16 protein-coding genes are annotated in these 25,020 nt (G+C 73.7%); 14 read left to right on the top strand and 2 right to left on the bottom strand.

Annotated elements, in window-relative coordinates:
* Positions 1-393 precede the first annotated feature (393 nt).
* The 11 genes from ACFW9Z_RS19730 to ACFW9Z_RS19780 all read left to right on the top strand — a co-directional run bounded on the left by ACFW9Z_RS19730 (position 394) and on the right by ACFW9Z_RS19780 (position 17,771).
* Positions 394-660 carry a hypothetical protein gene (locus ACFW9Z_RS19730; protein ID WP_384642246.1) on the top strand — a complete coding sequence of 89 codons (267 nt, stop codon included), beginning with the start codon at positions 394-396 and terminating at the stop codon, positions 658-660.
* A gap of 18 nt (positions 661-678) precedes the next feature.
* Positions 679-2,685 (top strand): BTAD domain-containing putative transcriptional regulator, encoded by a 2,007-nt coding sequence (locus ACFW9Z_RS19735; RefSeq protein ID WP_384642554.1) that lies wholly within the window; start codon positions 679-681, stop codon positions 2,683-2,685.
* Positions 2,686-2,690: 5 nt separating this feature from the next.
* On the top strand, positions 2,691-4,991 hold the full coding sequence (locus ACFW9Z_RS19740; protein ID WP_384642248.1) for a TOMM precursor leader peptide-binding protein: 2,301 nt from the start codon (positions 2,691-2,693) through the stop codon (positions 4,989-4,991).
* 85 nt (positions 4,992-5,076) lie between these two features.
* A complete protein-coding gene (locus tag ACFW9Z_RS19745) occupies positions 5,077-7,053 on the top strand; it encodes a TOMM precursor leader peptide-binding protein (RefSeq protein WP_384642251.1) in 1,977 nt (658 codons plus the stop codon).
* A gap of 108 nt (positions 7,054-7,161) precedes the next feature.
* Entirely contained in the window at positions 7,162-8,814 is a 1,653-nt protein-coding gene (locus ACFW9Z_RS19750; protein ID WP_384642254.1) for a nitroreductase family protein, read from the top strand.
* A gap of 14 nt (positions 8,815-8,828) precedes the next feature.
* Complete coding sequence (locus ACFW9Z_RS19755) at positions 8,829-11,654, top strand: lantibiotic dehydratase (RefSeq protein ID WP_384642257.1); 2,826 nt, start codon at positions 8,829-8,831, stop codon at positions 11,652-11,654.
* Complete coding sequence (locus ACFW9Z_RS19760; protein WP_384642260.1) at positions 11,651-12,754, top strand: lantibiotic dehydratase C-terminal domain-containing protein; 1,104 nt, start codon at positions 11,651-11,653, stop codon at positions 12,752-12,754. The genes ACFW9Z_RS19755 and ACFW9Z_RS19760 overlap by 4 nt, the downstream gene beginning before the upstream one ends.
* Positions 12,751-13,881: a site-2 protease family protein gene (locus ACFW9Z_RS19765; protein ID WP_384642264.1), complete on the top strand. Its 1,131-nt coding sequence runs from the start codon at positions 12,751-12,753 to the stop codon at positions 13,879-13,881. The genes ACFW9Z_RS19760 and ACFW9Z_RS19765 overlap by 4 nt, the downstream gene beginning before the upstream one ends.
* Before the next feature lie 62 nt (positions 13,882-13,943).
* Complete coding sequence (locus ACFW9Z_RS19770; RefSeq protein ID WP_384642267.1) at positions 13,944-14,900, top strand: ABC transporter ATP-binding protein; 957 nt, start codon at positions 13,944-13,946, stop codon at positions 14,898-14,900.
* A 133-nt stretch (positions 14,901-15,033) separates the two neighbouring features.
* The gene (locus ACFW9Z_RS19775; protein ID WP_384642270.1) at positions 15,034-15,789 is read left to right on the top strand and encodes an ABC transporter permease; all 756 of its coding nucleotides are present in this window, start codon (positions 15,034-15,036) and stop codon (positions 15,787-15,789) included.
* 5 nt (positions 15,790-15,794) lie between these two features.
* Positions 15,795-17,771 carry a TOMM precursor leader peptide-binding protein gene (locus ACFW9Z_RS19780; protein WP_384642558.1) on the top strand — a complete coding sequence of 659 codons (1,977 nt, stop codon included), beginning with the start codon at positions 15,795-15,797 and terminating at the stop codon, positions 17,769-17,771.
* A 95-nt stretch (positions 17,772-17,866) separates the two neighbouring features.
* Here ACFW9Z_RS19780 and ACFW9Z_RS19785 read toward each other — a convergent pair whose 3' ends face one another.
* A complete protein-coding gene (locus ACFW9Z_RS19785; RefSeq protein WP_384642273.1) occupies positions 17,867-18,043 on the bottom strand; it encodes a thiazolylpeptide-type bacteriocin in 177 nt (58 codons plus the stop codon).
* Between the two features lie 243 nt (positions 18,044-18,286).
* Between ACFW9Z_RS19785 and ACFW9Z_RS19790 the strand changes: the two genes are divergently transcribed.
* Positions 18,287-19,699: an amidohydrolase gene (locus tag ACFW9Z_RS19790; RefSeq protein ID WP_384642276.1), complete on the top strand. Its 1,413-nt coding sequence runs from the start codon at positions 18,287-18,289 to the stop codon at positions 19,697-19,699.
* Positions 19,696-19,950, top strand: a complete 255-nt coding sequence (locus ACFW9Z_RS19795; protein ID WP_384642278.1) for a hypothetical protein — start codon at positions 19,696-19,698, stop codon at positions 19,948-19,950. Before ACFW9Z_RS19790 ends, ACFW9Z_RS19795 begins: the two co-directional genes overlap by 4 nt.
* A gap of 149 nt (positions 19,951-20,099) precedes the next feature.
* Here ACFW9Z_RS19795 and ACFW9Z_RS19800 read toward each other — a convergent pair whose 3' ends face one another.
* A complete protein-coding gene (locus tag ACFW9Z_RS19800; RefSeq protein WP_384642281.1) occupies positions 20,100-21,095 on the bottom strand; it encodes a helix-turn-helix transcriptional regulator in 996 nt (331 codons plus the stop codon).
* A 344-nt stretch (positions 21,096-21,439) separates the two neighbouring features.
* On the opposite strand from ACFW9Z_RS19800, the gene mfd reads away from it, so the two are divergent.
* Positions 21,440-24,973 carry a transcription-repair coupling factor gene (gene mfd, locus ACFW9Z_RS19805; protein WP_384642284.1) on the top strand — a complete coding sequence of 1,178 codons (3,534 nt, stop codon included), beginning with the start codon at positions 21,440-21,442 and terminating at the stop codon, positions 24,971-24,973.
* Positions 24,974-25,020: the final 47 nt, after the last annotated feature.

Below are 25,020 nucleotides of genomic sequence, written 5' to 3' on the forward strand. Positions count from 1 at the left end.
CATCGCGACGGATGGGTGAGCCATCGCCGTCGCGACGGGTGGGTGAGCCATCGCCGTCGCGACGGGTGGGTGAGCCAACGTCATCGCGACGGGTGAGTGTGTCATCGCCATCGCGAGGGCGGATGAGCAAGGGCGCTCCGTGCCGTTGAAGGGCTGGGGCCGACCGTAGGATGACCGGCAGGTCCCGGGGCGTTCCTCCAAACGCCCTGGGGCCGAACACGTTCCCCGGCAGCGCCCGCCGGTCACCACGGGCGCTGACAGCTTGTTGCAGGGGCGGCCGGAGCGCTGTGCAGCAAGCTGACACGGCCGCACCTCTTCCTCTCCGCCCGGCGCTGGCATCGTCGTCCGTGCCGGGGAGCCCCGGTACGGACGTCACCGCCGAAAGGGGAAAACGTGTACAGGACTTCGCCCCACCCGAAGCCGCGTCGCTCGCCCCGCACCGCCGCCGCCCTCGTCACCGGCATCGCCCTCGCCGCCGTCACCCTCCTCGCCGCACCCGCGGCGACCGCCGCCCCCGCACCCAGCTCCACGGCCGCCACGGCCACCACGTCTGCGGGTGCCGCCCGGCTGGTCTGTACGGAGTTGGCCGGACTCCTCGGTCAACTGCCCCCTGAATCGCTGCCCGTCCGGGTGTGCAAGCTGGTCAACGGCTGGGACTAGGGTCCGGGCCCGGTCGTGATGCGGTTTCAGCTCCTGGGTCCGCTGGCCCTCGCGGACGGCCCCGATGTCGTCGTGCTCCAGCCCTCCAAACCCACCATCCTGCTCGCCGCGCTCCTCCTGCACGCCAACTCCACCGTCTCCGCCGAGTACTTGCAGCGGGCGGTGTGGGGCGAGGACCAGCCCGCCACCGCCCGGGCCGCGCTCCAGACCTGCGTCCTGCGGCTGCGCCGGCTCTTCGCCAAACACGGGGTGACCGGTACGTCCATCGAGGCGGTCCCCGGTGGTTACCGGATCACCGCCGGACCGCCCACCCTGGATCTCCTCGGCTTCCGCGACCAGGTGCGCCGGGCCACGGCCCTCGCCCAGGACCCGGAGGCGGAGCTCTACACCCTCAAGGACGCCCTCTCGCTCTGGCAGGGCTCGCTGCTCGCCAACGTACGGTCCGACGTCCTGCACCGGGACGAGGTGCCCGGGCTCGCGGAGGAGCGGCTCCGCGTGGTCGAGCGGGTCTGCGATCTGCTGCTGGGGCTCGGCCGCTGCGGCGAGGCGCTGGTCGACCTGTGGACCGCTACGCGCGTATACCCGGGGCACGAACGGTTCCACGAACAGCTCATCGAGGCCCTCTACCGCACCGGGCGCCAGTCGCAGGCCCTCGCCGAGTACCGCAGGGTCAAGGGTTTCCTGCTGGACGAGCTGGGTGTGGACCCCTCGCCGTCGTTGAGGCAGTTGGAGCTGTCGATCCTGCGCGGCGAGGACCTGGGGGCGGGCGGAGGCAGTGGGGTCGTCGGGGGTAGCGGGGCCGTCGCACCCGTCTCCATCCCGCCGGGACCGGGGCCGGGCTCGGCACCGGCTCGGGACCCCGGTCCGGGCCCGCAGGTCATCCAGGGTGCGGTCGTCCCCCTCCCGGCCGTCGTCCCCGGAGTCGGCCCCGTTCCCGCCGCCCCCCTCCCGGCCGTCGTCCGCGGAGTCGGCCCCGTCCCCGCCGTCCCCCACTTCACCGGCCGCGAGGCGGAGGCCGCCGCCATGGCCGCCCGCCTCACCGCACCCCCGCCCCCGGGCGCCGACGGCCGGCGGCCGCTCACCGTGCTGGTCTCCGGTGCCCCCGGCATCGGCAAGTCCGCCCTCGCCCAGCACGTCGCCCACCTCGTACGGGACGGCTTCCCGGCCGGGCGGCTGCTCGTCCGGATGACCCGGGCGGACGGCCGTCCCCGTACGGCGGACGAGGTCGCCGCCGAGGTGGCCGCCGCGCTCGGGACCGGACGGGCGGGGGAGCGGGCCCTGCTGGTGCTGGACGACGTGGCCGACGCCGACCAGGTCCGCCCGCTGCTCGCACCCGCCGACGACGGGACCGCCGAAGGGCCGGACCTCGCCGTCGTCGTCACCAGCCGGATGGGGCTCGGCGGCCTCATCGCCACCCACGGCGGCTGGGTGCACCGGCTCACCGCCTTCACGGAGGCGGAGTCGTACGCGCTGCTGCTCGCCGCCCTCGGTACGGAACGGGTGGAGGCCGACCCCCGCGCGGCCCGCCGCCTCGCAGTGCTCTGCGGCCACTTCCCGGCCGCCCTGCGCATCCTCACCACCCGTCTGCTGACCCGCCCGGGGCTGCGCCTCGGCGACGCCGTCGACTGGCTGGGCGACGACCCGCTCGCCCGGCTCACCCTCACCGACTCCCCGGACCACTCGGTCAGCGGCCTCTTCGACCGAGCGCTCGACCGCCTCGACCCCCGGCTCTCCGAGGCCCTCCTCCGCATCGGCACCGGCCCGCCGGAGCTGCTGGGCGAGGCCGGATGCCGGGGCGGCACGGAAGGCGGGGCCGGATGCCGGGGCGGTGCGGAAGGCGGGGCCGACACCGGGCCTCCCGGCCCGTCCGCCCATCCGCCCGTCCCCGAAGACGTACTGGAACAGCTCGCCGACGCCGGACTCCTGGAGGACGGGCCGCCGGGCCCGTACCGCATCCATGACCTGCTCCGCGCCCATCTGCGAAGAACCGTCCGGATCCGCGACCGCCGCACAGAGAAGGTGTGAACCCCATGGCCGAGAGCGCCACCCCCGCCGCGCCCGCCCCCGCACCCGCCACACCAGCCGCACCCGTCTCATCCGTCGCACCTGCACCCACCGCGCCTGCCGCCCCCACATCGGCCGCCCCCACCGCCCCCACCGGAGCCTTCGACGCGCTCGCCGGGACGCGGCCGCGGATCCGTCGGGACGTCCTGTTCACCGAGACCCCCGGCGGGGTGCTCTTCCACAACGCCGACGGCGGCTTCCACCTCACCGGCCGCACCGCCTACCGCTTCGCCTCCCTCGTCGTCCCTCACCTCACCGGGAACCACCGGCTGGACGAGCTGTGCGCGGGGTTCGGACCGGCCCAGCGGGCGATGGCCGCCGAGCTGGTCAAGACGCTGTACGCACGCGGCTTCGCCCGCGACATCCCGGCGGCCGAAACCGGCACGGGCATGGCCAGGGACCACGGCCTCCCCGACGAGATCGCCGAACGCTTCGCCGCTCAGATCGCCTACGTCGACCACTACACCGACGACGCCCCCGCCCGCTTCGCCCGCTACCGCACCACCCGCGTCGCCGTCCTCGGTGACGACGAGACCGCCCGCTGGTGTGCGCTGAGCCTGCTGCGCAACGGCTGCGCCCGGATCGGTACCACCGCCGCCCACGACGACGTCACCGCCGAGGCCGCCGGGGCCGGGGCCCAGGTGGAGAGGGTCGTCGGCGGTACGGGCGCGGGCTGGCCGGAGCTGGACGGGTACGACGTCGTCGTGGTCACCGGTGCCGGAGCCGGAGCGCGTACCCACCGGCTGCTGGCCGCCGGAGTGCCCGAGGGCGTGCGGCTCATCCCCGCCTGGCTCTTCGGCCGCCGCCTCATCGTCGGCCCGCTCTCCACCGCGGCCTCCACCGGCTGCTGGTCCTGCGCGCTGCTGCGCCTCGGCTCCAACGTCGGCCCCGGCACCGCCGCCGAGCTGTGGAGCGAGGCGGCGGGAGCCGTACCGGGCTCCGGCGACGCCCTGTCCGGGCCGGTCGCGGCGATGGTCGGCAACCTCGTCGGCTACGAGATCTTCCGCCTCACCACGGGCGCGCTGCCCGCCGAGACGGCGGGCCAGGTCCTCGTCCAGGACCTCGAATCGCTCGACGTGATGACCGAACCGGTCCAGCCCCACCCCCGGTGCGCCCGCTGCGCCGCCCTCGACGCGGCGGAGCCCGCCCCCGCCCTGCCGGACACCCTCGCGCTGCCCGTCGCCCCGACCGTGGAGACCGCCCGGGACGCGGAGGCGCTGGTCGAGGAGTTGAACCGGGTCAGTACGGCGCTGGTGCGCCCGTACACCGGGATCTTCCGCCGGTACGACGACGAGGAGCTGACCCAGACCCCGCTGAAGCTCAGCCGTGTGGAGGTGGCGCTCGGGGCCGGGGTGCGGCGCCGGATCGCCGCGTTCGACGTGCACCATCTTGCGGGGGCGCGGACGCGGGCGCTGTACGCGGCGGCGGAGGTGTACGTCGAGCATGTGGTGCCCCTCGCGGCTGCCGCCCAGGGCGACCCGGTACGCGTCCTGCGGCCCGCCGCCCTGACCACCGGGGGCGGTACGGGTGCCGAGCCCACCGCCTGGGCCACCGCGACCTCCCTGATCAGCAAGGAGCCCGTACGGGTTCCGGCGGCGGCCCTGCGCCCCTTCGGCCCCCACAACCGGGACCGGGTGCACCTGGCGAGCCGGGCCGGTTCCGGGGCGGGCGGGAGCGCGGCGGAGGCGGTGGGGCGCGGGCTGCTGTCGGCGCTCGCCCATGACGCGCTGGTCCGGGCGGTGCGGGGTGCCACCCGGGTCGGCCCGGTCGCGGCCGGCGGCTCGGACCCCGAGCTGGTGTTCCTGCTGAAGTCCGCCGCCAACCTGGACATCGCCGTGGAGCTGCTCGACCTGGGCGAGGCGGAGCGCACCTCGGCCCATGTGGTCCTGGCCCGCGAGGCCGACGGGCCTTCCGCGCAAGGGCGTTGGGCGGTCGGGGCCGGGCTGGACCGGCGTACGGCGGCGGCCTGCGCCCTGCGCGACCTGCTCGGCCAGGTGCAGCTCGCCGCCGAGGACCCGGGTGCGGCGGTCGACCTCGGGGACCCGCTGGTGGGGGACCTGGCGGCTGCGGCGGTCGCGGTGGACGGGGAGTCCGTCGCGGTGGACGGGCCGGAGACGACGTTCGACGTGGTGCTGGAGCGGCTGCGGTCCGCCGGGCGCGATGCCCTGTATGTGGCGACGACCCCGGCGGACCTGGCGTCGGGCGCCATCGCCACGGCCCGGGTGCTGCTGACGGTGGACGGCGAGGGCGGCGCGGATGCCCGTTGAGACCTCCCGGCGCGAACTGCCCGCAGAGCCCGTGCCGCCCGCAGAGCCCGTGCCGCCCGTAGAACCCGTGCCGACCGTAGAGCCCGTGCCACCCGTGCCGCCCGTCCTGGAGGAGTCCACCGGACTGCTCGCGGAGCTGGTGACGGCCGGGCTCACCCGCCATGGCAGGGCGACGGCCGCCCCCGCGACGCTGGATGTCCAACCCCTGGGCGTACGCGACGCGTTCGGGGCGGATGAGGATCGACGGCCGACCACATCGGATGAACCCCTCCCCGTCCCTGTGCGCTACTACGGACGCCACGCCATCGTCGGCCCCTTCCCGGCGGCGGGCTCCACCACGGCCCAACTCCCCTGCTCCCGCTGCCTGGAGCGCCGCTGGCAGGCCGTGCGGTCGGTCACCCTGCGGGAGGCGCTGGAGCTCGGCTCCGGGACCCGGGCGGCGGGCCCGTCCCCGTACATCACGCTCTTCGCGGCGGAGGCGCTGGCCGGGCTGATCGCGGCCCGGCTGGACGGCGGCGGCCCGGAGACCGGGACCTTCCCCGCCGTCCATCTCGTCGACCTCCAGACCCTGGCGGTGCGCCACTACCCGCTCGTCCCGGACCCGGAGTGCCCGGTCTGCGGGACCCCCGAGCCCGACACCGACGAGGCCGCCACGATCACGCTGAAGCCCGCGCCCAAGCTGCGGCCGGGCAGCTTCCGGGTCCGGGACATCGGAACGTACGAACTCCCCGTCGAGCCGTACGCCAACCCGGTCTGCGGCTCCCTCGGCCCCTCCGTCGTCCAGGACGTCTCCTCCACCTCCACCTCCGCCACCATCGGCTGTTTCTCGATGCGCTCGGGGCCGTATCTGCGCGAGACGTTCTGGGGCGGGCACGCCGACACCTTCGCCGAGAGCGTGCGGATCGGGGTGCTGGAAGGGCTGGAGCGGTACGCGGGCATGCGGTCACGGGCCAAGCGCGCCCAGGTGCGCGCGAGCCTGGACGGGCTGCGGGCGGAGGGCCGGGCGGCGGTCGACCCCCGGACGGTCGGCCTCTACTCGGACGCCTTCCACGCCGCCAACCCCCGTGTCCTGCCGTTCACTTCGGACCGGGAGATCCCCTGGGTGCGGGGCTGGTCGCTGCGGGACCGGCAGACGGTCCTGGTGCCCGAGGTGCTCACGTACTACCACGCGCCCGGCCTGGAGAACCGGTTCGTGCAGGAGAGCTCCAACGGCTGTGCCTCGGGCGGGGCGTTGGAGGAGGCCGTCTACTTCGGGCTGATGGAGGTGGTGGAGCGGGACGCGTTCCTGCTCTCCTGGTACGGGCGGGCCGCGCTGCCCGAGATCGATCCGCGCACCAGCCGCCGCCCGGCCACCCGGCAGATGGTGGACCGGCTGGAGATGTACGGCTACGAGGCCCGGTTCTTCGACACCCGGATCTCCTTCCCGATCCCCGTCGTCACGGGGGTCGCCGTCCGCCCCGACGGCGGCCTCGGCCGGATGTGCTTCGGTGCGGGCGCCGGGCTCGACCCGGAGGCGGCGCTCGCCGGGGCGCTCTGCGAGATCGCCACGGACGCCGTCAACCTCCAGGGCCGCACGGAGCGGGACGAGGAGCGGCTGCGGGCGATGGCGTACGACTTCGACCAGGTGGCGGCGCTCCACGACCACCCGCTGGCGTACGGCATCCCGGAGATGGGCGACCACGCGGACTTCCTGCTCGGCACACCCGGATCCGTACGCCGACCGGCGCGTTCCTTCGATGAGTTGTACGGGGACGGGCCCGGTGGCCGGCCCGTCCTCCCCGTCTCCGGCGATCTGCGCGAGGACCTGGAGCGGTGCGTGGACGCCGTCACGGGCGCCGGGTTCGACGTGGTCGTGGTCGACCAGACCATGCCCGAGCAGCGCGCCTTGGGGCTGACCACGGTCAGCGTCCTCGTGCCCGGCCTGCTGCCGATCGACTTCGGCTGGAGCAGACAGCGCGCCCTGCACATGCCCCGGCTGCGCACCGCGCTGCGCGAGGCGGGACTGCGTACGGCGGATCTCACCGACGCGGACCTCAACCCGGCCCCGCACCCGTTCCCATGACCGCCGCGCTTCCCCGTTCTCCCCGTCCTCCCCGTCCTCCGCTTCCTCTGCTCCCTCCGCCTCCTCTGTTCCCTTCGCTCCCTCTTCGCCGTGACCAAGGAGCCCGCCATGGGATACGCCCATGAATACGCCACCGCGATCATGCATCGCGGCCGGGTCCCGATGGACCCCACAGACCACGTACCGAACTGGCAGGACGGCCCCCGCAAGGCCAAGTTCTACCCGGGCGCCGACAGCTTCCCGCTGCCCGACGCCCCGTACCCCGCCGATGCCACGCTCGACCGGGGTCTGTGCACCGAACCGGCGCCCCGTGAAGGGGAGTTCGACCTCCCGACGCTCTCCGGCATGCTCCGGGACTCCTACGGTCTGACCGGCCGCCGCCTGGGCGTCCAGGCCAACACCGACCTGAGCGCCCTGCCCTTCTATCCGCTGGCCAACTGGTCGCGCGGCACGGCCTCCGGGGGCGGCCTGTACCCGGTCGGCATCCACTGGGTCTCCGGGCCGAGCGGCCCCGTACCGCCGGGCGTGCACTACTACTCCACCCGCCACCACGCCATGCAGCGGCTGCTCACGGGCGATGTCTCCGGCGAGGTGCGGACCGCGCTCGGGGAGGGCGCGCCGGGGCCCGCGACCGATCAGTACCTGGTGCTGGGCATCAAGTACTGGCAGAACTCCTTCAAGTACAACAGCTTCTCCTTCCACGCCGTCTCCATGGACCTCGGCGCCTGCGTCCAGACCTGGCGGATGTGGGCGGCGGCCCGGGGGCTGGCCGTCGAACCGGCGCTCTGGTTCGACGAGGAACGGCTGGCCGCGCTGCTCGGGGTGGACCCGGCGGAGGAGGGGATCTTCGCCGTCGTCCCGCTGAAGTGGGCTGGTTCCGGGGCTGGTTCGCATGGTTCCGAAGCCCCCGTAGCCGTGCGCCGCGCAGCCCCTGTCTCCGCATCCGTGCGCCTCGCAGCCCCCGTCTCCGTATCCGTACCCGTATCCGTACGCCGCAAGGACATCGAGCGCTCCCGTACGGTCCTCACCTTCGACGCGCTGCTGCGGATGCAGGCGGCCACCTCCGCCGACGCCACCGCCCGGCCCGCCCCCGGCGCCCTGGCCCCGGCCGCCGCGCACCCGGTCGACCCGGCGGGTACGGAGGTCGAACTGCCGCCCGCCCGGCCGCTGGAGACCGATGTGCGCACCGCCCTGCGCGACCGCCGCTCCAGCTTCGGCCGGTTCGACGCCCAGCAGCCCGTCACGCGGCCGCAGTTGGCGGCCTGTCTCGCCGCCGCCGCTGCGGGATCGCGGCTCGGCGGGGACACCGGAGACGTCCGGCTCGCGAAGCTGTACGCGTTCGTCAGCCATGTCGAGGGGCTGGCGCCGGGCTCGTACGCGTACGACCCCGAGCGGCGCAGTCTGTGGCGGGTGAAGGAAGGGCGGCCGGGGGAGTTCCTCCAGAAGAACTACTTCCTGTCCAACTACAACCTGGAGCAGGCCGGGGCCGTCCTGGTCCCGACCGTCCGCACCACCGCCGTCCTGGACGCGGTCGGCGACCGGGGATACCGCCTGGTCAACGCCACCATCGGGGCCGTCGCCCAGTCCGTCTACACCGCCGCATCCGCCGTGGATCTGGGCTGCGGAGTGGCGCTCGGTTTCGACAACATCTCCTACATCGAGGAGCTGGGTCTCGAAGGGACCGGCGAGGCGCCGCTGCTGATCATGATGATCGGCAATGAACGGCCCGCCCCGGCCGACTTCCGCTACGAGATCGCCTGAGCGGGGAGGCGAGCATGAGCCTTCGGACGAACCACGCGGAGATCCGGCCCGCCTTCATGGTGCGGGTCGCCGGGCTGCCGGTCGGGAGCGTGCAGGAGCTGCGCTGCCCGGAGAGCCGCCGTTGGGCCGATGAAGTCCTGGACGAGGCAGCACAGTTGGGGCTGCTCGCGGAGAAGGCCGGTGACCGGCTGCACGATCTGATCGGCGGCAGCGACGACGAACCGCTCCGCCGCGCCCTGCTGAAACTGCGCCGGGACATCTTCAACAGCCGTCTGCCCGCCGTGGACGCGGCGGACCGCCTCCTCGCCCGGGTGCGCGCCCTGGACCCGGCCGCCGCCGCCACCCTCACCGACTGGCTGACCGGCCGCCGCGCACTGGACGAGCGGCGCGCGGCGGGCGCCGGGCTGCTCGCCGCCGAGACCGGCCGCAGCCGGGAGGCGCTGCGCGGGCTCGCCGGTCATGAACGCCTGCGCCGGGGGCTGTTGCTCGCCTCACCGGCCCTGGACGCCCAGCTCGACGCGTACCGGAAGCAGACCCTGTCGGCGGGCGCCCGGCCCGACAAGAAGCAGCGCAAGATCGAGCGGTCGCTGCTGTCGTACGTGTACCGGACGGCGTGCAAGACGAGCCCCTTCTCCACCTTCACGGGCGTCGCGCTGGGCACGCTCGGCGGCTCCGACGGGCTGCGGCTGCGCGTCGACGAGGAGTGGCGGGCGCAGGCCCGGCTCAACGTCGTGGCGCTGGGGCGCCTCGCGGACGCGGTGATCGCCGACCCGGTCCGCCGGGCCGATCTGCCGGTCGCCCCCGCCTCCGGGTGGGGCCGTGACGACGACCGGGTGCGGTATGTGCGGCGGTGGGTGACGGCGGGCGACGACGACACGGCCGTCACGTTCGACGCGGTGAAGGACCGGCTGTTCTTCCTGCGCCGCAGCGGCACCCTGGACCGGCTGCTCGGCCTCTTCGAGGAGCGCGCCGGGACCGGGACCGTACTGCGGTACGGCGAGCTGGTGGAGTGGCTGGCGCGGGACCGGGGGGCCGCGCGCGAGGAGTGCGAACAGTACGTCGGGGCGCTGCTGGACGTCGGCATGGTCCAGGTGCCGTGCCTGCGCACCGAGGTCCACGACACCGACCCGCTGCGGGCGTTCCAGGGTGCGCTGCGCGGCCTGGAGCGCCCCTGGGCCGACCGGCTCGCGGACCGGCTGGAGGAACCCGCCCGCTGCGTCGAGCAGTTCGCGGACGCCTCGCCGGACGAGCGGCGCGGGCTGTTGGAGGCGTTGCGGTCGGGGCTGCGGGCGGTGCAGGAGGAGGAGCTGGGGGCGGGCGCCGGGCGGGCGAAGGTGCCGCAGACGCTGCTGTACGAGGATGCGGCGGCGGGCGGGGGCGCGTTCGCGGGGCAGGGGCAGGGCGAGGGGGGTCAGGGGGCTGAGCTGGACTCCGACGCCTGGCAGGAGCTGGACGAGGCGGGCGAGGCTCCCCGGGCGCCCCGGGGTGTCGTGCTGGATCCGGCGGCCTGGCAGGGGCTCGTGGCCGGGCCGCTGGCGGCCGTCGAGCGGGTGCTGCCCGCCTTCGACCTCACCCTCCCGCAGCGCATCACCTTCGAGGGCTTCTTCCTCGCGCGGTACGGGCACGGGGGCCGGTGCGACGACCTCCTGAAGCTGGTCCACGACTTCCACGAGGACTTCTTCGACCAGTACATGACGTTCACCGCCACCCGCACCCCGTACGACCCCGACGGCACCTACGTACCGGAGGTGAACTGGCTCGGCCTCGACCGCCTCCGCGCGCTCGACACCGCCCGGCGCACCTTCACCGCCCGGATGGCCGCGCTGTGGGAGGCGGCGGGGCCGGACGCGGCCGAGGTGCGGGTGGACGACGCGTTCCTGGCGGAGGTGGCCGGTGAACTGGACGGCCTGGCAGTCGACTTCGCACCCATGAGCCACCACCTCCAGATCGCCGACCGCCCCGGCGACCCGCTCGCCGTCCTCAACCGGTCCTACGGCGGTGTCTCGTTCCCCTTCAGCCGGTTCACCCAGCTCTTCGACGGGCTCGAAGAGAAGCTGCTCGCGGGCGCGGAGGCGATCCTGCCCGAGGGGGCGGTGCTGGCCGAGGTCACCGGCGGGCCGGTCACCAGCAACCTCAACCTGCACGGCCGGCTGACCCCGTACGAGATCGTCTGCCCGGGTGAACGCGGCACGCTGGACGAGCAGTTCAGGATCTCCCTGGACGACCTCCACCTCGTCCACGACCCGGCGGCCGGGCGGCTGGTCCTGCGCTCGGCCCGCCTGGACCGTGAGGTGATCCCCGTCTACCTCGGCTATCTCGTCCCCCTCGCCCTCCCCGAACTGCCCCGCACCCTGCTCCTCCTCTCCCCGACCTCGATGGCCCCGCTCAATGTGTGGGCCGGGGTCCCGGAGGGCGCCCGGGGTGTGGACGGGGTCACCACCCGGCCCCGGGTGCGGCACGGCTCGCTCGTGCTGAGCCGACGGAGCTGGAGCGCCCCGGCCGCCGCCCTGCCGCTGCACCGGGCCGGGGCCTCGGAGGACGGCTGGTTCCTGGACTGGCACGCGTTCCGCCGTACGCACGGGCTGCCCGACCGGGTCTTCGCGACCGTCTCCGACTCCGGGGCCCGGGGCGCGACCGGGGCCAAGCCGCAGTACCTGGACTTCGACAGCCCGCTCTCCCTGTCGGCCTTCGAGGCCCTGATCAGGACCCCGGAGGCCCGGGTGGTCTTCCGGGAGGCACTGCCGGACGAGGACGCCCTGCACACCGTCTCCGGCCACGGCCGCCATGTCGCCGAACTGGCCGTGGAGACGGCCGTACCCGTCCGCAGGAGGACCCCATGACACCGCTCGCACCAGCGAAGGCGAGCACCACCGGCGCCTGGCAGGCCACCCATGTCTTCTACGCCGCCAACCCCCGCCCCTTCCTCCTGCACTGCGTCCGCCCGCTGGTCGCGGAGCTGGAGGCGGACGGGCTGCTCGCCGGGTACTTCTTCATCAACTACTGGCTGGAGGGACCCCACGTACGCCTGCGTCTGAAGCCGTCCTCGCCCGCCGCCGAGCCCGAAGTGGCGCTTCGCACCGAGCGGGCCGTGGACGCGTTCCTGGCGGAGCGGCCCGCGCTCTACGAGGTCGACTCCGGGTTCCTCAACGACTTCTACAACACCCTCTTCGAGATCGAGTTCCCCGGCAGCGAGCGCGGCCACTACATGGACGAGCAGGGCCGGATGAACCTGCGCCCCAACAACTCCCGCCACCGGGAGGCGTACGAGCCGGAGTTCGGGAAGTACGGCGGCCCGGCCGGGATCGAGCTGGCCGAGTGGCACTTCCGGCACTCCAGCGACCTGGTCATCGACGCGTTCGCCACCAAGAACCTCCACCTGCGCACGGTCCTGCTCGGGACCTCGGCCCAGCTCATGATGGTGATGTCCTCGACGTTCCTGCCCCAGCGGGCGGAGCTGACCCAATACCTGGACAGCTACTACGAGTTCTGGCACCGCGCCTTCCCCGGCACCGGCTTCATCGGCACCGAGGAGTACGACCGCAACTACGCCCGTACGGTGGACGGCCTGCGGGACCGCTTCACCCGCATCCGGGCCGCCACGGCCGCTCCGGAGGGTGCCCGCTCGCTGCCCGGAGCCCTCGCGGGCTGGGCCGAGCACTGCGCCGAACTCCGCGACCGAGCAAGGCGGCTGGCCGCCGACGGGGACCTGGTCTTCCGGTCCTGGGACGGTGAGCGGGACGAGCGGGTCACCGACCCCGCCGTGGCGCTGCCGCTGCTGCTCTCCCCGTACCTGCACATGACCAACAACCGGCTGCACGTCACCATCCGGGATGAGGCGTATCTCAGCCATGTTCTGGGCCGGGTTCTCAAGGAGTCTGCGGAGCTTGCGGAGTCCACGGAGTCCACGGAGTCTGTGGAGCTCGCGGAGGGGGACGGATGAGCGCATCAGGGGCACTCGCCGCCTACCGGCCGTCCCTGCGCCCCCGTGTCCTGCTGAGCGACCCACTCCTCGACGGAGCCGCGACCGTCCATCTGATCAAGGACGCCGAGAGCGGCAACTCCTTCAAGGTCGGGCCCAAGGAGTACTTCCTCATCGCCCGGATGGACGGGGAGCGGAGCCTCGCGGAGATCGGCGAGGAGTACGCGGGGGAGTACGGGCGGCGGCTGGCGGACGCGCACTGGCAGCAGATCCTGACGATGCTCGGGACGCGGGGGCTGCTGACGGGGACGCCCGCGCAGACCGCCCCCGCCCCTGCCCCCGCCCCCGGCACCGGCCCCGCTCCCGTACCGGAGAGGCGCACCCTCCTGCGCGGCACCCTCCCCCTGGTGGCCGATGCCGATGCCACCACCGCCCGCCTCCACCGGGCCTTCGGCTTCCTCCTCAGCCCGTGGGTGATGGTGCCGCTGCTGGTGCTGATCGTGGCGATGGAGGCGGTGGTTCTCGCCCGGTCGGGTGAACTACTCATCGCCGTACGGGATTTGCTGACCAATCCTGTCCTGCTGACGGGCACGGCGGTCCTGCTCTGGCTGAGCACCGCCCTCCACGAGCTGGCCCATGGCGTGGTGGCCCGGCACTACGGCGGGCAGGTCGCGGAGATCGGGCTGCGCTGGCGGCTGCCCGTCGTCATCATGTACTGCACGGTCGACAACTACCTCTATCTCGGCAGCCGTTGGCACCGGATCGCGACGGCAATCGCGGGCGCGGTGATGAACCTCCTCTTCCTGCTCCCCTTCTGCGCCCTCTGGCTCTTCGCCCCGCTCGACGACGCCACCCATGACGCGCTCTCCGCGCTGCTGCTCCTGGGCAGCGTCCAGGCGTTCGCGATGCTGGTGCCGCTGCCGCCGCTCGACGGGTACAGAATCGCGGGCCAGCTTGCCGGGGCCACCGGTCTCGCCGCCTCCGCCTCCGGCTACCTGCGGCTCGTGCTGCGCCGCTCCCCGGAGGCGGCCGGGTACCCGCGCCGCGCCCGGATCGCCTACCCCGCCTATGTGTTGGGCACTGTGCTTGTTCTCGCCGCTGTTGTCGCGGCGGCCGTCGCGGGCGCCCATCATCTGCTGACGGCCTGATGTTCCACCCGAGGGGCCGATCCCCGTCCCGAGGCCCCGTGTTCCACCTCAAGGAGAGTTCGATGACGTCCACCGCCCCCCGCACCCCGCAGGACCCCCCGACGGAACCGTCCGCCGGGCCCGCCGTCGCCCTGGCCGACGTGCACAAGACGTACGGCGCCACCCGGGCCGTCGACGGGGTCTCGCTGACCGTCGGACGCGGGGAGTTCTTCGGGCTGCTCGGGCCCAACGGGGCGGGCAAGACCACGCTCGTCGAGATCATGGAGGGCCAGCGGCGCGCCGACTCCGGGACGGTGACGGTCCTGGGGGAGAGCCCCTGGCCGCGCAACACCGCCCTGCTGCCCCGGCTCGGCGTGCAGACCCAGAGCTCCGCGTTCTTCGTCCGGCTGACCGCCCGCGAGCACCTGGTCACCATGGCCGCCCTCTACCGGTGCGACGCGGCCGCCGCCGAACGCGCCCTCGCCTCCGTCGGCCTCACCGAGCAGGGGGACACCCGGGTCGACGATCTCTCCGGCGGCCAGCGACAGCGGCTCGCCATCGCCTCCGCCCTGGTCCACGACCCCGAGCTGATCTTCCTGGACGAGCCGACCGCCGCCCTCGACCCACAGGCCCGCCGCTCCCTGTGGCAGGTGCTCCGGGCCCTCAAGGGCGCGGGCCGCACCATCGTCTACACCACGCACCACCTGGACGAGGCCGAGGCGCTCTGCGACCGGGTCGCGATCATGGTGGACGGCAGGGTCGCCGCGCTCGACAGCCCCGGCCGGCTCATCGCGGCCTCCAGCCCCACCACCCGGCTGCTGGTCCCGGCGGACCGCCTGACGGCCGAGCGGGCCCGGGCCATCCCGGGCGTGGACCGGGTGACGGAGGAGGGCGGCTCGATCGTGCTGGAGACCCTCGCCTCGGGCCGCGTCCTCGCCGCCGTCGACGAGATCGCCGGGCTCCAGGGCGTACAGACCAGGACGGCGAGCCTGGAGGACGTCTACCTGGCGCTGACGGGCACGGGGACTCCCCAGCCGTAGCAGCCCGCTCCTCCCCGCCTCCATCCCACGCCCGTCCCAGCGAACCGAGCGACCCAGCGGGCCGAGCGACCCAGCGGGCCGAGCGACCCAGCGGTCCAGTGGACCAGCGAACCACCGATACGGAGACACCCCGATGAGCGCCTACACCGCGCTGAGCCAGGCCGGATACCGGGCCTACACCCGCGACCGGACCACCCTCTTCTTCACCTTCGCCTTCCCTCTGATCTTCCTCGTCGTCTTCGGGCTGATCTTCCACGGCCAGACGGTCGAGGAGAGCGGCAAGCCCTACATCAACTACATCGCGCCCGGCGTCCTTTCCTGGGGCGTGGGCAACGCCGCCGTCTTCGGTGTCGGGTTCGTCCTCATGCAGTGGCGGCGCGACGACATCCTCCGGCTGATCCGGATGACGCCCACCCCCGTCTCCGCCGTCCTGGCCTCGCGTTACGTCCTGGCGCTCGCCATCGGGGCCGTACAGGCGGTGCTGTTCGTCGCCGTGGCCCTGCTGCCCTCCTTCGGGCTCCAGTTGGACGGCCGCTGGCCGCTCGCGCTGCCGGTGCTGGTGCTCGGCATCACCGCGTTCCTCGCGCTGGGTGTGATCGTCGGCAGTTACGCGAAGACCCCGGAGGCGGTCGCGGCCGTCGCCAACTGCCTGATGATTCCCATGGCGTTCCTGTCGGGTTCGTTCTTCCCGCTGGACGCGATGCCGCAGTGGATGCAGAACCTCTCCCTCGTCCTGCCGCTGCGCTATCTCAACGACGGGGTCTCCGGCGCGCTGACCGGCGGCGGCTCCCTCCAGGACATCGGTGTCGCCTGCGCGGTACTCGCCGGATTCGCCCTCGTCCTCGGCGCGGTGGCGCTGAAGACCTTCCGCTGGAGCGACAAGTCATGACGGCGATGACGGCGACGACGGCGACGACGACGGCGACCGCTCCGACCCCCCTGGACGCGGCGCGTGCCCAGCTCCAGGCCGCGCTGTCGGCCCGCCACTCCGGGATGCCCGGCGGCCTGCCCGCCCCTTACGTCGTCCCGCTCGGGGCCGCCGACACCCTCGGCTTCGGCCGCCCGGACCCGTACGCCGACACCCGCCCCGCTGCCAACGTCCAGCTCACCTCCCGGGCCGTCCTGATCGGCCCCTGGGGCGGCGGCGGGCCCTCCGACGCCGCCTGCGGGCAGTGCCTGGCGATGCGGTGGCAGCGGCTGCGCAGCCGGTCCGAGCGGGAGGCGCTGGAGCTGGGGTACGAGCCGAGGGGGGCCGTGCACTGGCCGGTGCTCACGGAGTACGCGGTGGACGCGGTGTGGGCGGCGTACCGGGCCGTCCTCCCGGGCAAGGCCGCCAACCCCGAAGTCACCCCCGCCGACCGCGCGTTGCCCCAGGTCACCCGTATCGACCTGGCCACCCTCGCCACCGCCACCTTCCCGCTGCTCCCCGAACCCCTCTGCCCCGCCTGTGTGTCCGAGGTCCCCGACACGGCGGAAGCCGCCCGTACCGAGCTGGCGTCCACCCCCAAACCGGACCCCGGCACCTACCGCCTCCGCACCCTGGACTCCTACCCCCTGCCGACCGCCGCCCTCGCCAACCCCGTGTGCGGGGCGCTCGGTTCGGACACCTGGATCAACCCCGCCTCCACCACCACCGCCCCCGCCTCCGGGACCCACTTCGTCCGCGGCTACGCCGGACTGAACGACGTCACCTGGAGCGGCCAGGCCAACCGGTACGCCACCAGCCGCACCCTCGCCCACCTGGAAGGGCTGGAGCGGTACGCGGGCACCCACCGCCGACGCGGCACCTCCCCGGTCGTCGACAGCCACCGCAGCCTCTCCGCACAGGGCCGGACCCGGGTCCTGAACCCCGCCGACTGCGGTTTCTACGCCCCCGGGACATACGCCTCCGACCCCCTCCTGAGCCCCTTCGACCCGGACCGGCCGATCCCCTGGGTCTGGGGCCACTCCCTGCGCGACGAGGCCCCGGTCCTGGTCCCGGCCCGGCTCGCCCACTACGGCGCCGGGGTCGACGCCGACAACTTCGTCTTCGAGTGCTCCAACGGCTGTGCCACCGGAGGGAGTTTGGAGGAGGCGATCCTCTTCGGCCTCCTCGAACTCGTCGAGCGGGACGCGTTCCTGCTCGCCTGGTACGGCCGCGCCCGCCTCACCGGGATCGACCTCACCACCGCGACCGCCCCCGCCGTCCGTTCCATGATCGACCGGGCGGCCCTGCACGGCTACGACGTGCACGCCTTCGATACGCGGATGGATCTGGCCGTCCCCGTCGTGACCGCCCTCGCGGTCCGGCGCGACGGCGGCGACGGCACGCTCTCCTTCAGCGCGGCGGCCGGTTTCGACCCGGCGGACACGGTGGAGGCGGCCCTGTCGGAGGTCCTCACCTACATCCCCCACCTGCCCTACCAGGTGGCCGACCGCCGCACCGAACTGGAGGCGATGGAGCGGGACTTCGGCAAGGTCCTGCACCTCAAGGACCACGCCCAGCTCTACGGGCTGCCGTCGATGGCCCGGCACGCGGCCGAGTACCTGGACCCCGTCGCCGTACTCCCGCTGGAGGAGGCGTTCGCGGACTGGCAGCCGCTGCGCCCCCGTACGGACGACCTGCTGGACGATCTGCGGTTGCTGCGCGACCAGTTGACGGGGGCCGGGTACGACGTCATCGCCGTCGACCAGACGACCCCCGAGCAGCGCCGGATGGGCCTGCACACCGTGTCCGCCATCGTCCCGGGGCTGCTGCCGATGGACTTCGGCTGGGCCCGGCAGCGGGCGCTGACCATGCCCCGGCTGCGGACCGCGCTGCGGGCGGCGGGGCGGCGGGCGGACGACCTGCCGGAGGCGGAGATCAAGGCCGTCCCGCACCCGTTCCCGTGACCGCCTCCTCGCGCGGCGGCCCGGCCCCTCACGCGTCAGCCCCCTCCGACCGACGGAGGGGGCTGGCTGTGTGCGAGCGGGCCGGACGAACGGCGTCAGGCGCTGCAGGAGGTGGTGCTGGTGGTGCTGGAGCAGGTGGAGGTGGAGGAGGTCGACGTGGAACCGGCGAGGACGACCTCCGCCGCGTCGGAGTAGTCCGAGATCTCGAAGGTCTCCGACTCCAGCTCCAGGATCTCGTCGGCGAGGGTGGCGAGCTCGGTCTTGGGGGCCATGGTGTTCTCCCTGGTCTCGTGGGGACCGACGGCCGGCCGTTCCGGCCCGGTGTCCCCGGTGCTGGCTCCATTGGAGAGGTGGCCGCTGTCACATCGGCCGTGCTTTCGCTGTCACTTCACTGTCATCCGGTGACAGTGCGACGGCCCGGCGTCTGACAGCCCCACGGATCAGGCTCGTTGAGAGAGATGAGGTGCGCAGTGGTCACAGCGGCGAGAGCGGCGAGAGCGGCGAAGGACGCAGGCGTGGGCGCGGACGCGGGCGTGGGCGCGGACGGCGACGGGCCCGTGGCGGCCGGGGAGCACGCGACCGACGACAGGCACGCGACCGACGACGGGCCCGTGGCGGCCGACAGAGAGGTACGGGGACAGGCGCGGCGAGCCGGACCGCTGCCGCGCCCCCTCCTGCGCGCCGCCCTCGGCCTCTACCTCGACCTGCACGCCCACCCCGAACTCTCCGGCCACGAGCACCGCACCGCGGACCTCCTCGCCGGATGGCTGGCCGAGCACGGCCTCACGGTCACCCGCGCGGTCGGCGGCGGCCACGGACTCGTCGGCGTCCTGCGCAACGGATCGGGCCCCACCGTGCTGCTGCGCACCGAACTCGACGCGCTCCCCGTCACCGAGGCGACCGGCCTGCCGTACGCGAGCGAGGTGCCCGGGGTCATGCACGCCTGCGGCCACGACCTGCACATCGCGGCGGTCGCCGGGGCGGTGGCCCTCCTCGCCGCCTCCCGGGACACCTGGCGAGGCACGCTGCTCGTGGTGGGCCAGCCCGCCGAGGAGACACTGAGCGGGGCCCGGTCGATGCTGGCGGACGGCCGCCTGTACGAGCGGTTCGGCACCCCGGACGCGGCCCTCGCCCAGCACGCCGCCCCGCTCCCCGCCGGGACCCTCGCCCACGCACCGGGCGGGGCGCCCCTGATGGCGGGCAGCATCGCGGCCGAGGTCACTTTGTACGGGCGCGGGGGCCACGCGGCCACCCCGCACCTCACCGTCGACCCGGTCCTGATGGCCGCCGCCACCGTGCTCGGCCTCCAGCCGGTGGTGGCGAGGGAAACCGCCCCCGCCGAACAGGCCGTGCTCACCGTGGGCTCGGTGCGGGCGGGCGAGCGCGGCAACATCACCCCGGACACCGCCGAACTCTCCCTCACCGCAAGGGCGTTCACCGACTCCGCGCTCGACCGCCTGCTGGCCGCCGCCGAACGCGTCGTACGGGCCCAGGCCGCCGCGTCGGGCGCCCCGCGCGAACCGGTCCTCACGGTGACGGCCCGCTCGCCCGCCCTGCTCCCCGACCCGGCGCTGACGGAGGCGGTCCGCCGCGCCCACGCGGCAGCGCTCGGCGCGGACCGGGTGCTGGCCGCCGCCCCCACGACGGCCACCGAGGACTTCCCGCACTTCGCGGCGGGCGGGGTGCCGACGGCGTACTGGCTGCTCGGCACCACGGGCGTACGGGAGTGGCGCGCGGCCCGGTCCGGGGGCGAGCCCGTGCCCCCCAACCACGCACCCGGCTTCGCGCCCGACGCCCGTACCGCCCTGCCCGCCGGGATCACGGCGATGGCGGTGGCGGCGAGGCAGGTGCTGGCCACCGGTCCGGCGGGTGACGCCGCCTCGCCGCCCGCCGGTCCGGACGGTGGCGGCGGGGAGGCGCCGTCATGACGCCCGGCCGGGGCGGGATCGCCGATGTCGTCCTCGTACGCCGGGACCGCGCCGCCCCCACCGGGTGGACCACCGTCGTACGGCTGCTGGGCCTGCTCCCCGGCCACTGGTGCTGCCACCCGGTGGTGGGCCAGGACCGGGTGGTGCTGCGGGTCGAGCTGGCCGGGGCGACGGACGGACCGGCGGTGCGGCGGGCGGTCTCCTGCGTCCTGGCGGACACGGCGCTGCGGGGCTGGGCGGAGGAGGTCTGATCCGCGCGGGCCGGGCGGAGGCGGTCCGTCAGACCGGAATCGGCTCGGGATCGGCCCGGAGTCGGCTCGGGATCGGACCGGAATCACATCCGGATCAGACCGGAAGAGGTCCGACCACGCTCCCCGCCCCCTCCCCCCCGGCAGGCGGATCAGATCCAGCCCCGTTCGCGGGCCAGCAGGGCGGCCTGGGCGCGGCTGGCGGCGCCGAGGCCCTGCATCAGCTCGGCGACATGCCGCCGGTAGGTCCGTACCGACACCCCCAGCTCCCTGGCCCCGGCCTCGTCCTTGCCGACCGTGCACATCGCCACCAGCACCCGCCGCTCCATGGCGGAGAGGCTGTCGCGGGCCGAGCCGCTTTCGCCGTCGGCCGGGGGCAGCTCCTCGGCCTGGTCCCAGATCCTCTCGAACAGGGCGATGATGTTGGAGACCAGTCCGCTGCGGTGGGCGAGCAGCGCGCCCCGGGAGGTGTCACGGGGGTCCAGCGGCACGAGGGCGGCCCGGCGGTCGTAGACCAGCAGCCGTTCCGTGGTGTCGGCCGTGACCCGGATCGAGGCTCCGTGCTCGGACAGCTCCCGCAGATAGGCGGCGGTCGGCGGGTCCTGGAGGGCGACGCTGGAGACGATGTTGCGGATCTTGACCCCGCGCCGCAGACAGCGCAGGTCCAGCGGCCGGGAGCGGGCGATGTTCTCCGGGGAGAGCCGGGTGTACGGCTCCACGGAGAGGATCTCGTCCCGGGCGAAGAAGGCGAGGTCGTCGATCCGGTTGCGGATCTGCGCGAGCCCTTCCAACTGCTCGATGCCCTGCGGAGGGGGCGTCCGGGCCCCCTGCTCCGCGCGTAGACCGTCAATGACGTGGCGCGACCGGGTGATGCGCTGCAGCTCCTGGTGGAGCGCGTGGAGCCGCAGATCGATGAGGCGGGAGAGGGCGGTCTCCGGGTCCACGGGGGTGATCCGGCGGGCGTCGTCCTCCGCCTGGAGGAGCCCGAGCTCCTGGAGCCGCCCGATCCGGGCGCGGGCCTGCCCGGGATCGGTGTGGAGCAGGAGGTGGAGGTCGTCGGCGGTGGTGCCGGGGTTGCGCAGGAAGTGGCGGTAGACCTCTTCCTCGGCATCGGAGACTCCGAAGACCGCCATCTCGTTCTCGCCCACGTACGCCCCCGATACCTGGTGCCATGGTCGGCCACAGACTAGACGCTGGGATCACTCCTGTGAGGGCCCCGGACACAACTGTGTGCTGTACGGAGATGAACGGTGGGCGACCGGCGACGAACGGCGGCGGCGGAACGACGGACGGCCCCGCCGCTCTGCCCGCGCCCCGCCGGCGGGAGTGGCTGACACCCGTGGCTCGCGGGAGCGGCTGTCACCGGCGGGTCGTAGTCTGGAACCCCCGGCCCGTCCCACGTGTCGGGCCCTTCGCGTTGCCCCTGGCAGCAGCCGGCTGTCAGCAGCACCTCATGACCCGGAAACACCTCATGACCCGGACGGATGCCCCTATGAGCCTGCACGGTCTGCTGGATGTCGTCGTAACGGACCCGGCGATCGCCGAGGCGGTGAAAGCCGCCGCCGACGGCCACCGTATGCATGTCGACCTGGTGGGTCCGCCCGGCGCCCGGCCGTTCGCCGTGGCCGCGCTGGCCCGGCAGACCGGCAGGACCGTGCTGGCCGTCACCGCGACCGGCCGGGAGGCCGAGGACCTGGCCGCCGCCCTGCGGACGCTGCTGCCGCCGGACACGGTGGCGGAGTTCCCGTCCTGGGAGACCCTGCCGCACGAGCGCCTCTCGCCGCGCTCGGACACCGTGGGCCGCCGCATCGCCGTGCTGCGGCGGCTGGCCCACCCGCGCGAGGACGACCCGGAGACGGGCCCGGTCTCGGTGGTCGTCGCGCCGATCCGCTCGGTGCTCCAGCCGCAGGTCAAGGGGCTCGGCGAGCTCCAGCCCGTGGCGCTGGCCGGCGGGCAGAACGCGGACCTGGGGGAGGTCGTGGAGGCGCTGGCGGCCGCCGCGTACTCCCGGGTGGAGCTGGTCGAGAAACGGGGCGAGTTCGCCGTACGCGGAGGGATTCTGGACGTGTTCCCGCCGACCGAGGAGCACCCCCTTCGGGTGGAGTTCTGGGGCGACGACGTGGAGGAGATCCGGTACTTCAAGGTCGCCGACCAGCGGTCCCTGGAGGTGGCCGCGCACGGGCTGTGGGCGCCGCCCTGCCGTGAGCTGCTGCTGACCGAGGAGGTACGGGAGCGGGCGGCGGCCCTCGCCGAGGCGCACCCGGAGCTGGGCGAACTGCTCGGCAAGATCGCGGAGGGCATCGCGGTCGAGGGCATGGAGTCGCTGGCCCCGGTCCTGGTGGACGAGATGGAGCTGCTGCTCGACGTCCTGCCGAAGGACGCGATGGCACTGGTCTGCGATCCGGAGCGGGTCCGGACCCGGGCATCCGACCTGGTCGCCACCAGCCAGGAGTTCCTTCAGGCGTCGTGGGCGGCGACGGCGGGCGGCGGGGAGGCCCCGATCGATGTGGGCGCGGCCTCGCTGTGGAGCATCGCGGACGTCCGGGACCGGGCCCGTGAGCTGGGGATGATGTGGTGGTCGACCTCCCCGTTCGCGGCCGACGACGCCGACCTGGACGAGGACACCCTCAAGCTCTCGATGCACGCCCCGGAGGCGTACCGGGGCGACACCGCCCGGGCGCTCGCCGACACCAAGGGGTGGCTGGCCGACGGCTGGCGCACGGTGTACGTCACCGAGGGCCAGGGGCTCGCCTCCCGTACGGTCGAGGTGCTGGGCGGCGAGGGCATCCCGGCCCGCTTCGTGCCGGACCTCACCGAGATCGCCCCGGCCGTCGTCCATGTCTCCTGCGGCGCCATCGACCAGGGCTTCGTCGACCCGGCGCTGAAGCTCGCGGTGCTCACCGAGACCGACCTCACCGGCCAGCGCACCGCCACCAAGGACCTCGGCCGGATGCCGGCCCGCCGCCGGAAGACGATCGACCCGCTGACGCTGGAGCTCGGGGACTACATCGTCCACGAGCAGCACGGTGTCGGCCGGTACGTGGAGATGGTGCAGCGCACGGTCCAGGGCGCGACCCGCGAGTACCTGCTGGTCGAGTACGCCCCCGCCAAGCGGGGCCAGCCCGGCGACCGGCTCTACATCCCGACCGACCAACTGGAGCAGGTCACCAAGTACGTGGGCGGCGAGGCCCCGACCCTGCACCGGCTCGGCGGCGCCGACTGGACGAAGACGAAGCAGCGGGCGAAGAAGGCGGTCAAGGAGATCGCCGCCGACCTGATCAAGCTGTACTCGGCCCGGATGGCGGCCCCCGGCCACGCCTTCGGCCCGGACACCCCCTGGCAGCGGGAGCTGGAGGACGCGTTCCCGTACGCGGAGACGCCCGACCAGCTCTCCACGATCGCCGAGGTCAAGGAGGACATGGAGAAGACGGTCCCGATGGACCGGCTGATCTGCGGTGACGTGGGTTACGGCAAGACGGAGATCGCGGTCCGGGCGGCCTTCAAGGCGGTGCAGGACGGCAAGCAGGTGGCGGTCCTGGTCCCCACGACTCTTCTCGTCCAGCAGCACTACGGCACGTTCACCGAGCGCTACTCCCAATTCCCGGTCAACGTACGGGCGTTGAGCCGATTCCAGTCCGAGACCGAGTCCAAGGCGACACTCGCGGGCCTGAAGGACGGCGCGGTCGACCTGGTCATCGGCACCCACCGCCTCTTCTCCTCCGAGACGCAGTTCAAGGACCTCGGCCTGGTCATCGTGGACGAGGAGCAGCGGTTCGGCGTCGAGCACAAGGAACAGCTGAAGAAGCTCCGCGCCAACGTGGACGTGCTCACGATGTCCGCGACCCCCATTCCCCGTACGCTCGAAATGGCGGTCACCGGCATCCGCGAGATGTCCACGATCACCACCCCGCCGGAGGAGCGCCACCCGGTGCTGACCTTCGTCGGCCCGTACGAGGAGAAGCAGATCGGCGCGGCGATCCGGCGTGAACTCCTGCGCGAGGGCCAGGTCTTCTACATCCACAACCGGGTCGAGTCCATCGACCGCGCCGCCGCCCGCCTCCGCGAGATCGTCCCCGAGGCGCGCATCGCGACGGCCCACGGCCAGATGTCCGAACAGGCCCTGGAACAGGTGGTGGTGGACTTCTGGGAGAAGAAGTTCGACGTCCTGGTCTCCACGACGATCGTCGAGTCCGGCATCGACATCTCCAACGCCAACACCCTGATCGTGGAGCGCGGCGACAACTTCGGCCTCTCCCAACTCCACCAGCTGCGCGGCCGGGTGGGCCGAGGCCGCGACCGGGGCTACGCCTACTTCCTCTACCCGCCCGAGAAGCCCCTGACGGAGACGGCCCACGAGCGCCTGGCCACCATCGCCCAGCACACGGAGATGGGCGCGGGCATGTACGTGGCGATGAAGGACCTGGAGATCCGGGGCGCGGGCAACCTGCTGGGCGGCGAGCAGTCGGGCCACATCGCGGGCGTCGGCTTCGACCTGTACGTACGCATGGTGGGCGAGGCGGTCGCCGACTACCGGGCCCAGATGGAGGGCGGGACGGAGGAGGAGGCCCCCTTGGAGGTCAAGATCGAGCTCCCGGTCGACGCGCACGTCCCGCACGACTACGCCCCCGGCGAGCGCCTGCGCCTCCAGGCGTACCGCGCGATCGCCTCGGCCACCTCGGAGGACGACATCCGCGCGGTCCGCGAGGAGCTCACCGACCGCTACGGCCCTCTGCCCGAACCGGTGGAGAACCTCCTCCTGGTCGCCGGCCTCCGCATGCTGGCCCGCGCCTGCGGAGTCGGCGAGATCGTCCTCCAGGGCTCCAACATCCGCTTCGCCCCGGTGGAGCTCCGCGAGTCCCAGGAGCTCCGCCTGAAGCGCCTCCACCCCAAGACGGTCATCAAGCCCGCCGCCCACCAGATCCTGGTCCCGCGCCCGACGACGGGCCGCATCGGCGGAAAGCCGGTGGTGGGGCGGGAACTGCTGTCGTGGACGGGGGAGTTCCTGGCGACGATCCTGGGGTCGTAGCGCCCGGGGTTTCGCTAACGATCGGGCCCCGCCGGGCTGACCGGCGG

The organism is Streptomyces sp. NPDC059452, assembly GCF_042750035.1.
Classification (GTDB): domain Bacteria; phylum Actinomycetota; class Actinomycetes; order Streptomycetales; family Streptomycetaceae; genus Streptomyces.

Excerpts from the sequence above, each read along its gene's own strand:
- ACFW9Z_RS19735 (WP_384642554.1), top strand. The coding sequence starts at position 679 with ATGCGGTTTCAGCTCCTGGGTCCGCTGGCCCTCGCGGACGGCCCCGAT.
- ACFW9Z_RS19740 (WP_384642248.1), top strand. The coding sequence starts at position 2,691 with ATGGCCGAGAGCGCCACCCCCGCCGCGCCCGCCCCCGCACCCGCCACA.
- ACFW9Z_RS19750 (WP_384642254.1), top strand. The coding sequence starts at position 7,162 with ATGGGATACGCCCATGAATACGCCACCGCGATCATGCATCGCGGCCGG.
- ACFW9Z_RS19755 (WP_384642257.1), top strand. The coding sequence starts at position 8,829 with ATGAGCCTTCGGACGAACCACGCGGAGATCCGGCCCGCCTTCATGGTG.
- ACFW9Z_RS19760 (WP_384642260.1), top strand. The coding sequence starts at position 11,651 with ATGACACCGCTCGCACCAGCGAAGGCGAGCACCACCGGCGCCTGGCAG.
- ACFW9Z_RS19765 (WP_384642264.1), top strand. The coding sequence starts at position 12,751 with ATGAGCGCATCAGGGGCACTCGCCGCCTACCGGCCGTCCCTGCGCCCC.
- ACFW9Z_RS19770 (WP_384642267.1), top strand. The coding sequence starts at position 13,944 with ATGACGTCCACCGCCCCCCGCACCCCGCAGGACCCCCCGACGGAACCG.
- ACFW9Z_RS19775 (WP_384642270.1), top strand. The coding sequence starts at position 15,034 with ATGAGCGCCTACACCGCGCTGAGCCAGGCCGGATACCGGGCCTACACC.
- ACFW9Z_RS19780 (WP_384642558.1), top strand. The coding sequence starts at position 15,795 with ATGACGGCGACGACGGCGACGACGACGGCGACCGCTCCGACCCCCCTG.
- ACFW9Z_RS19785 (WP_384642273.1), bottom strand. The coding sequence starts at position 18,043 with ATGGCCCCCAAGACCGAGCTCGCCACCCTCGCCGACGAGATCCTGGAG.
- ACFW9Z_RS19795 (WP_384642278.1), top strand. The coding sequence starts at position 19,696 with ATGACGCCCGGCCGGGGCGGGATCGCCGATGTCGTCCTCGTACGCCGG.
- mfd (WP_384642284.1), top strand. The coding sequence starts at position 21,440 with ATGAGCCTGCACGGTCTGCTGGATGTCGTCGTAACGGACCCGGCGATC.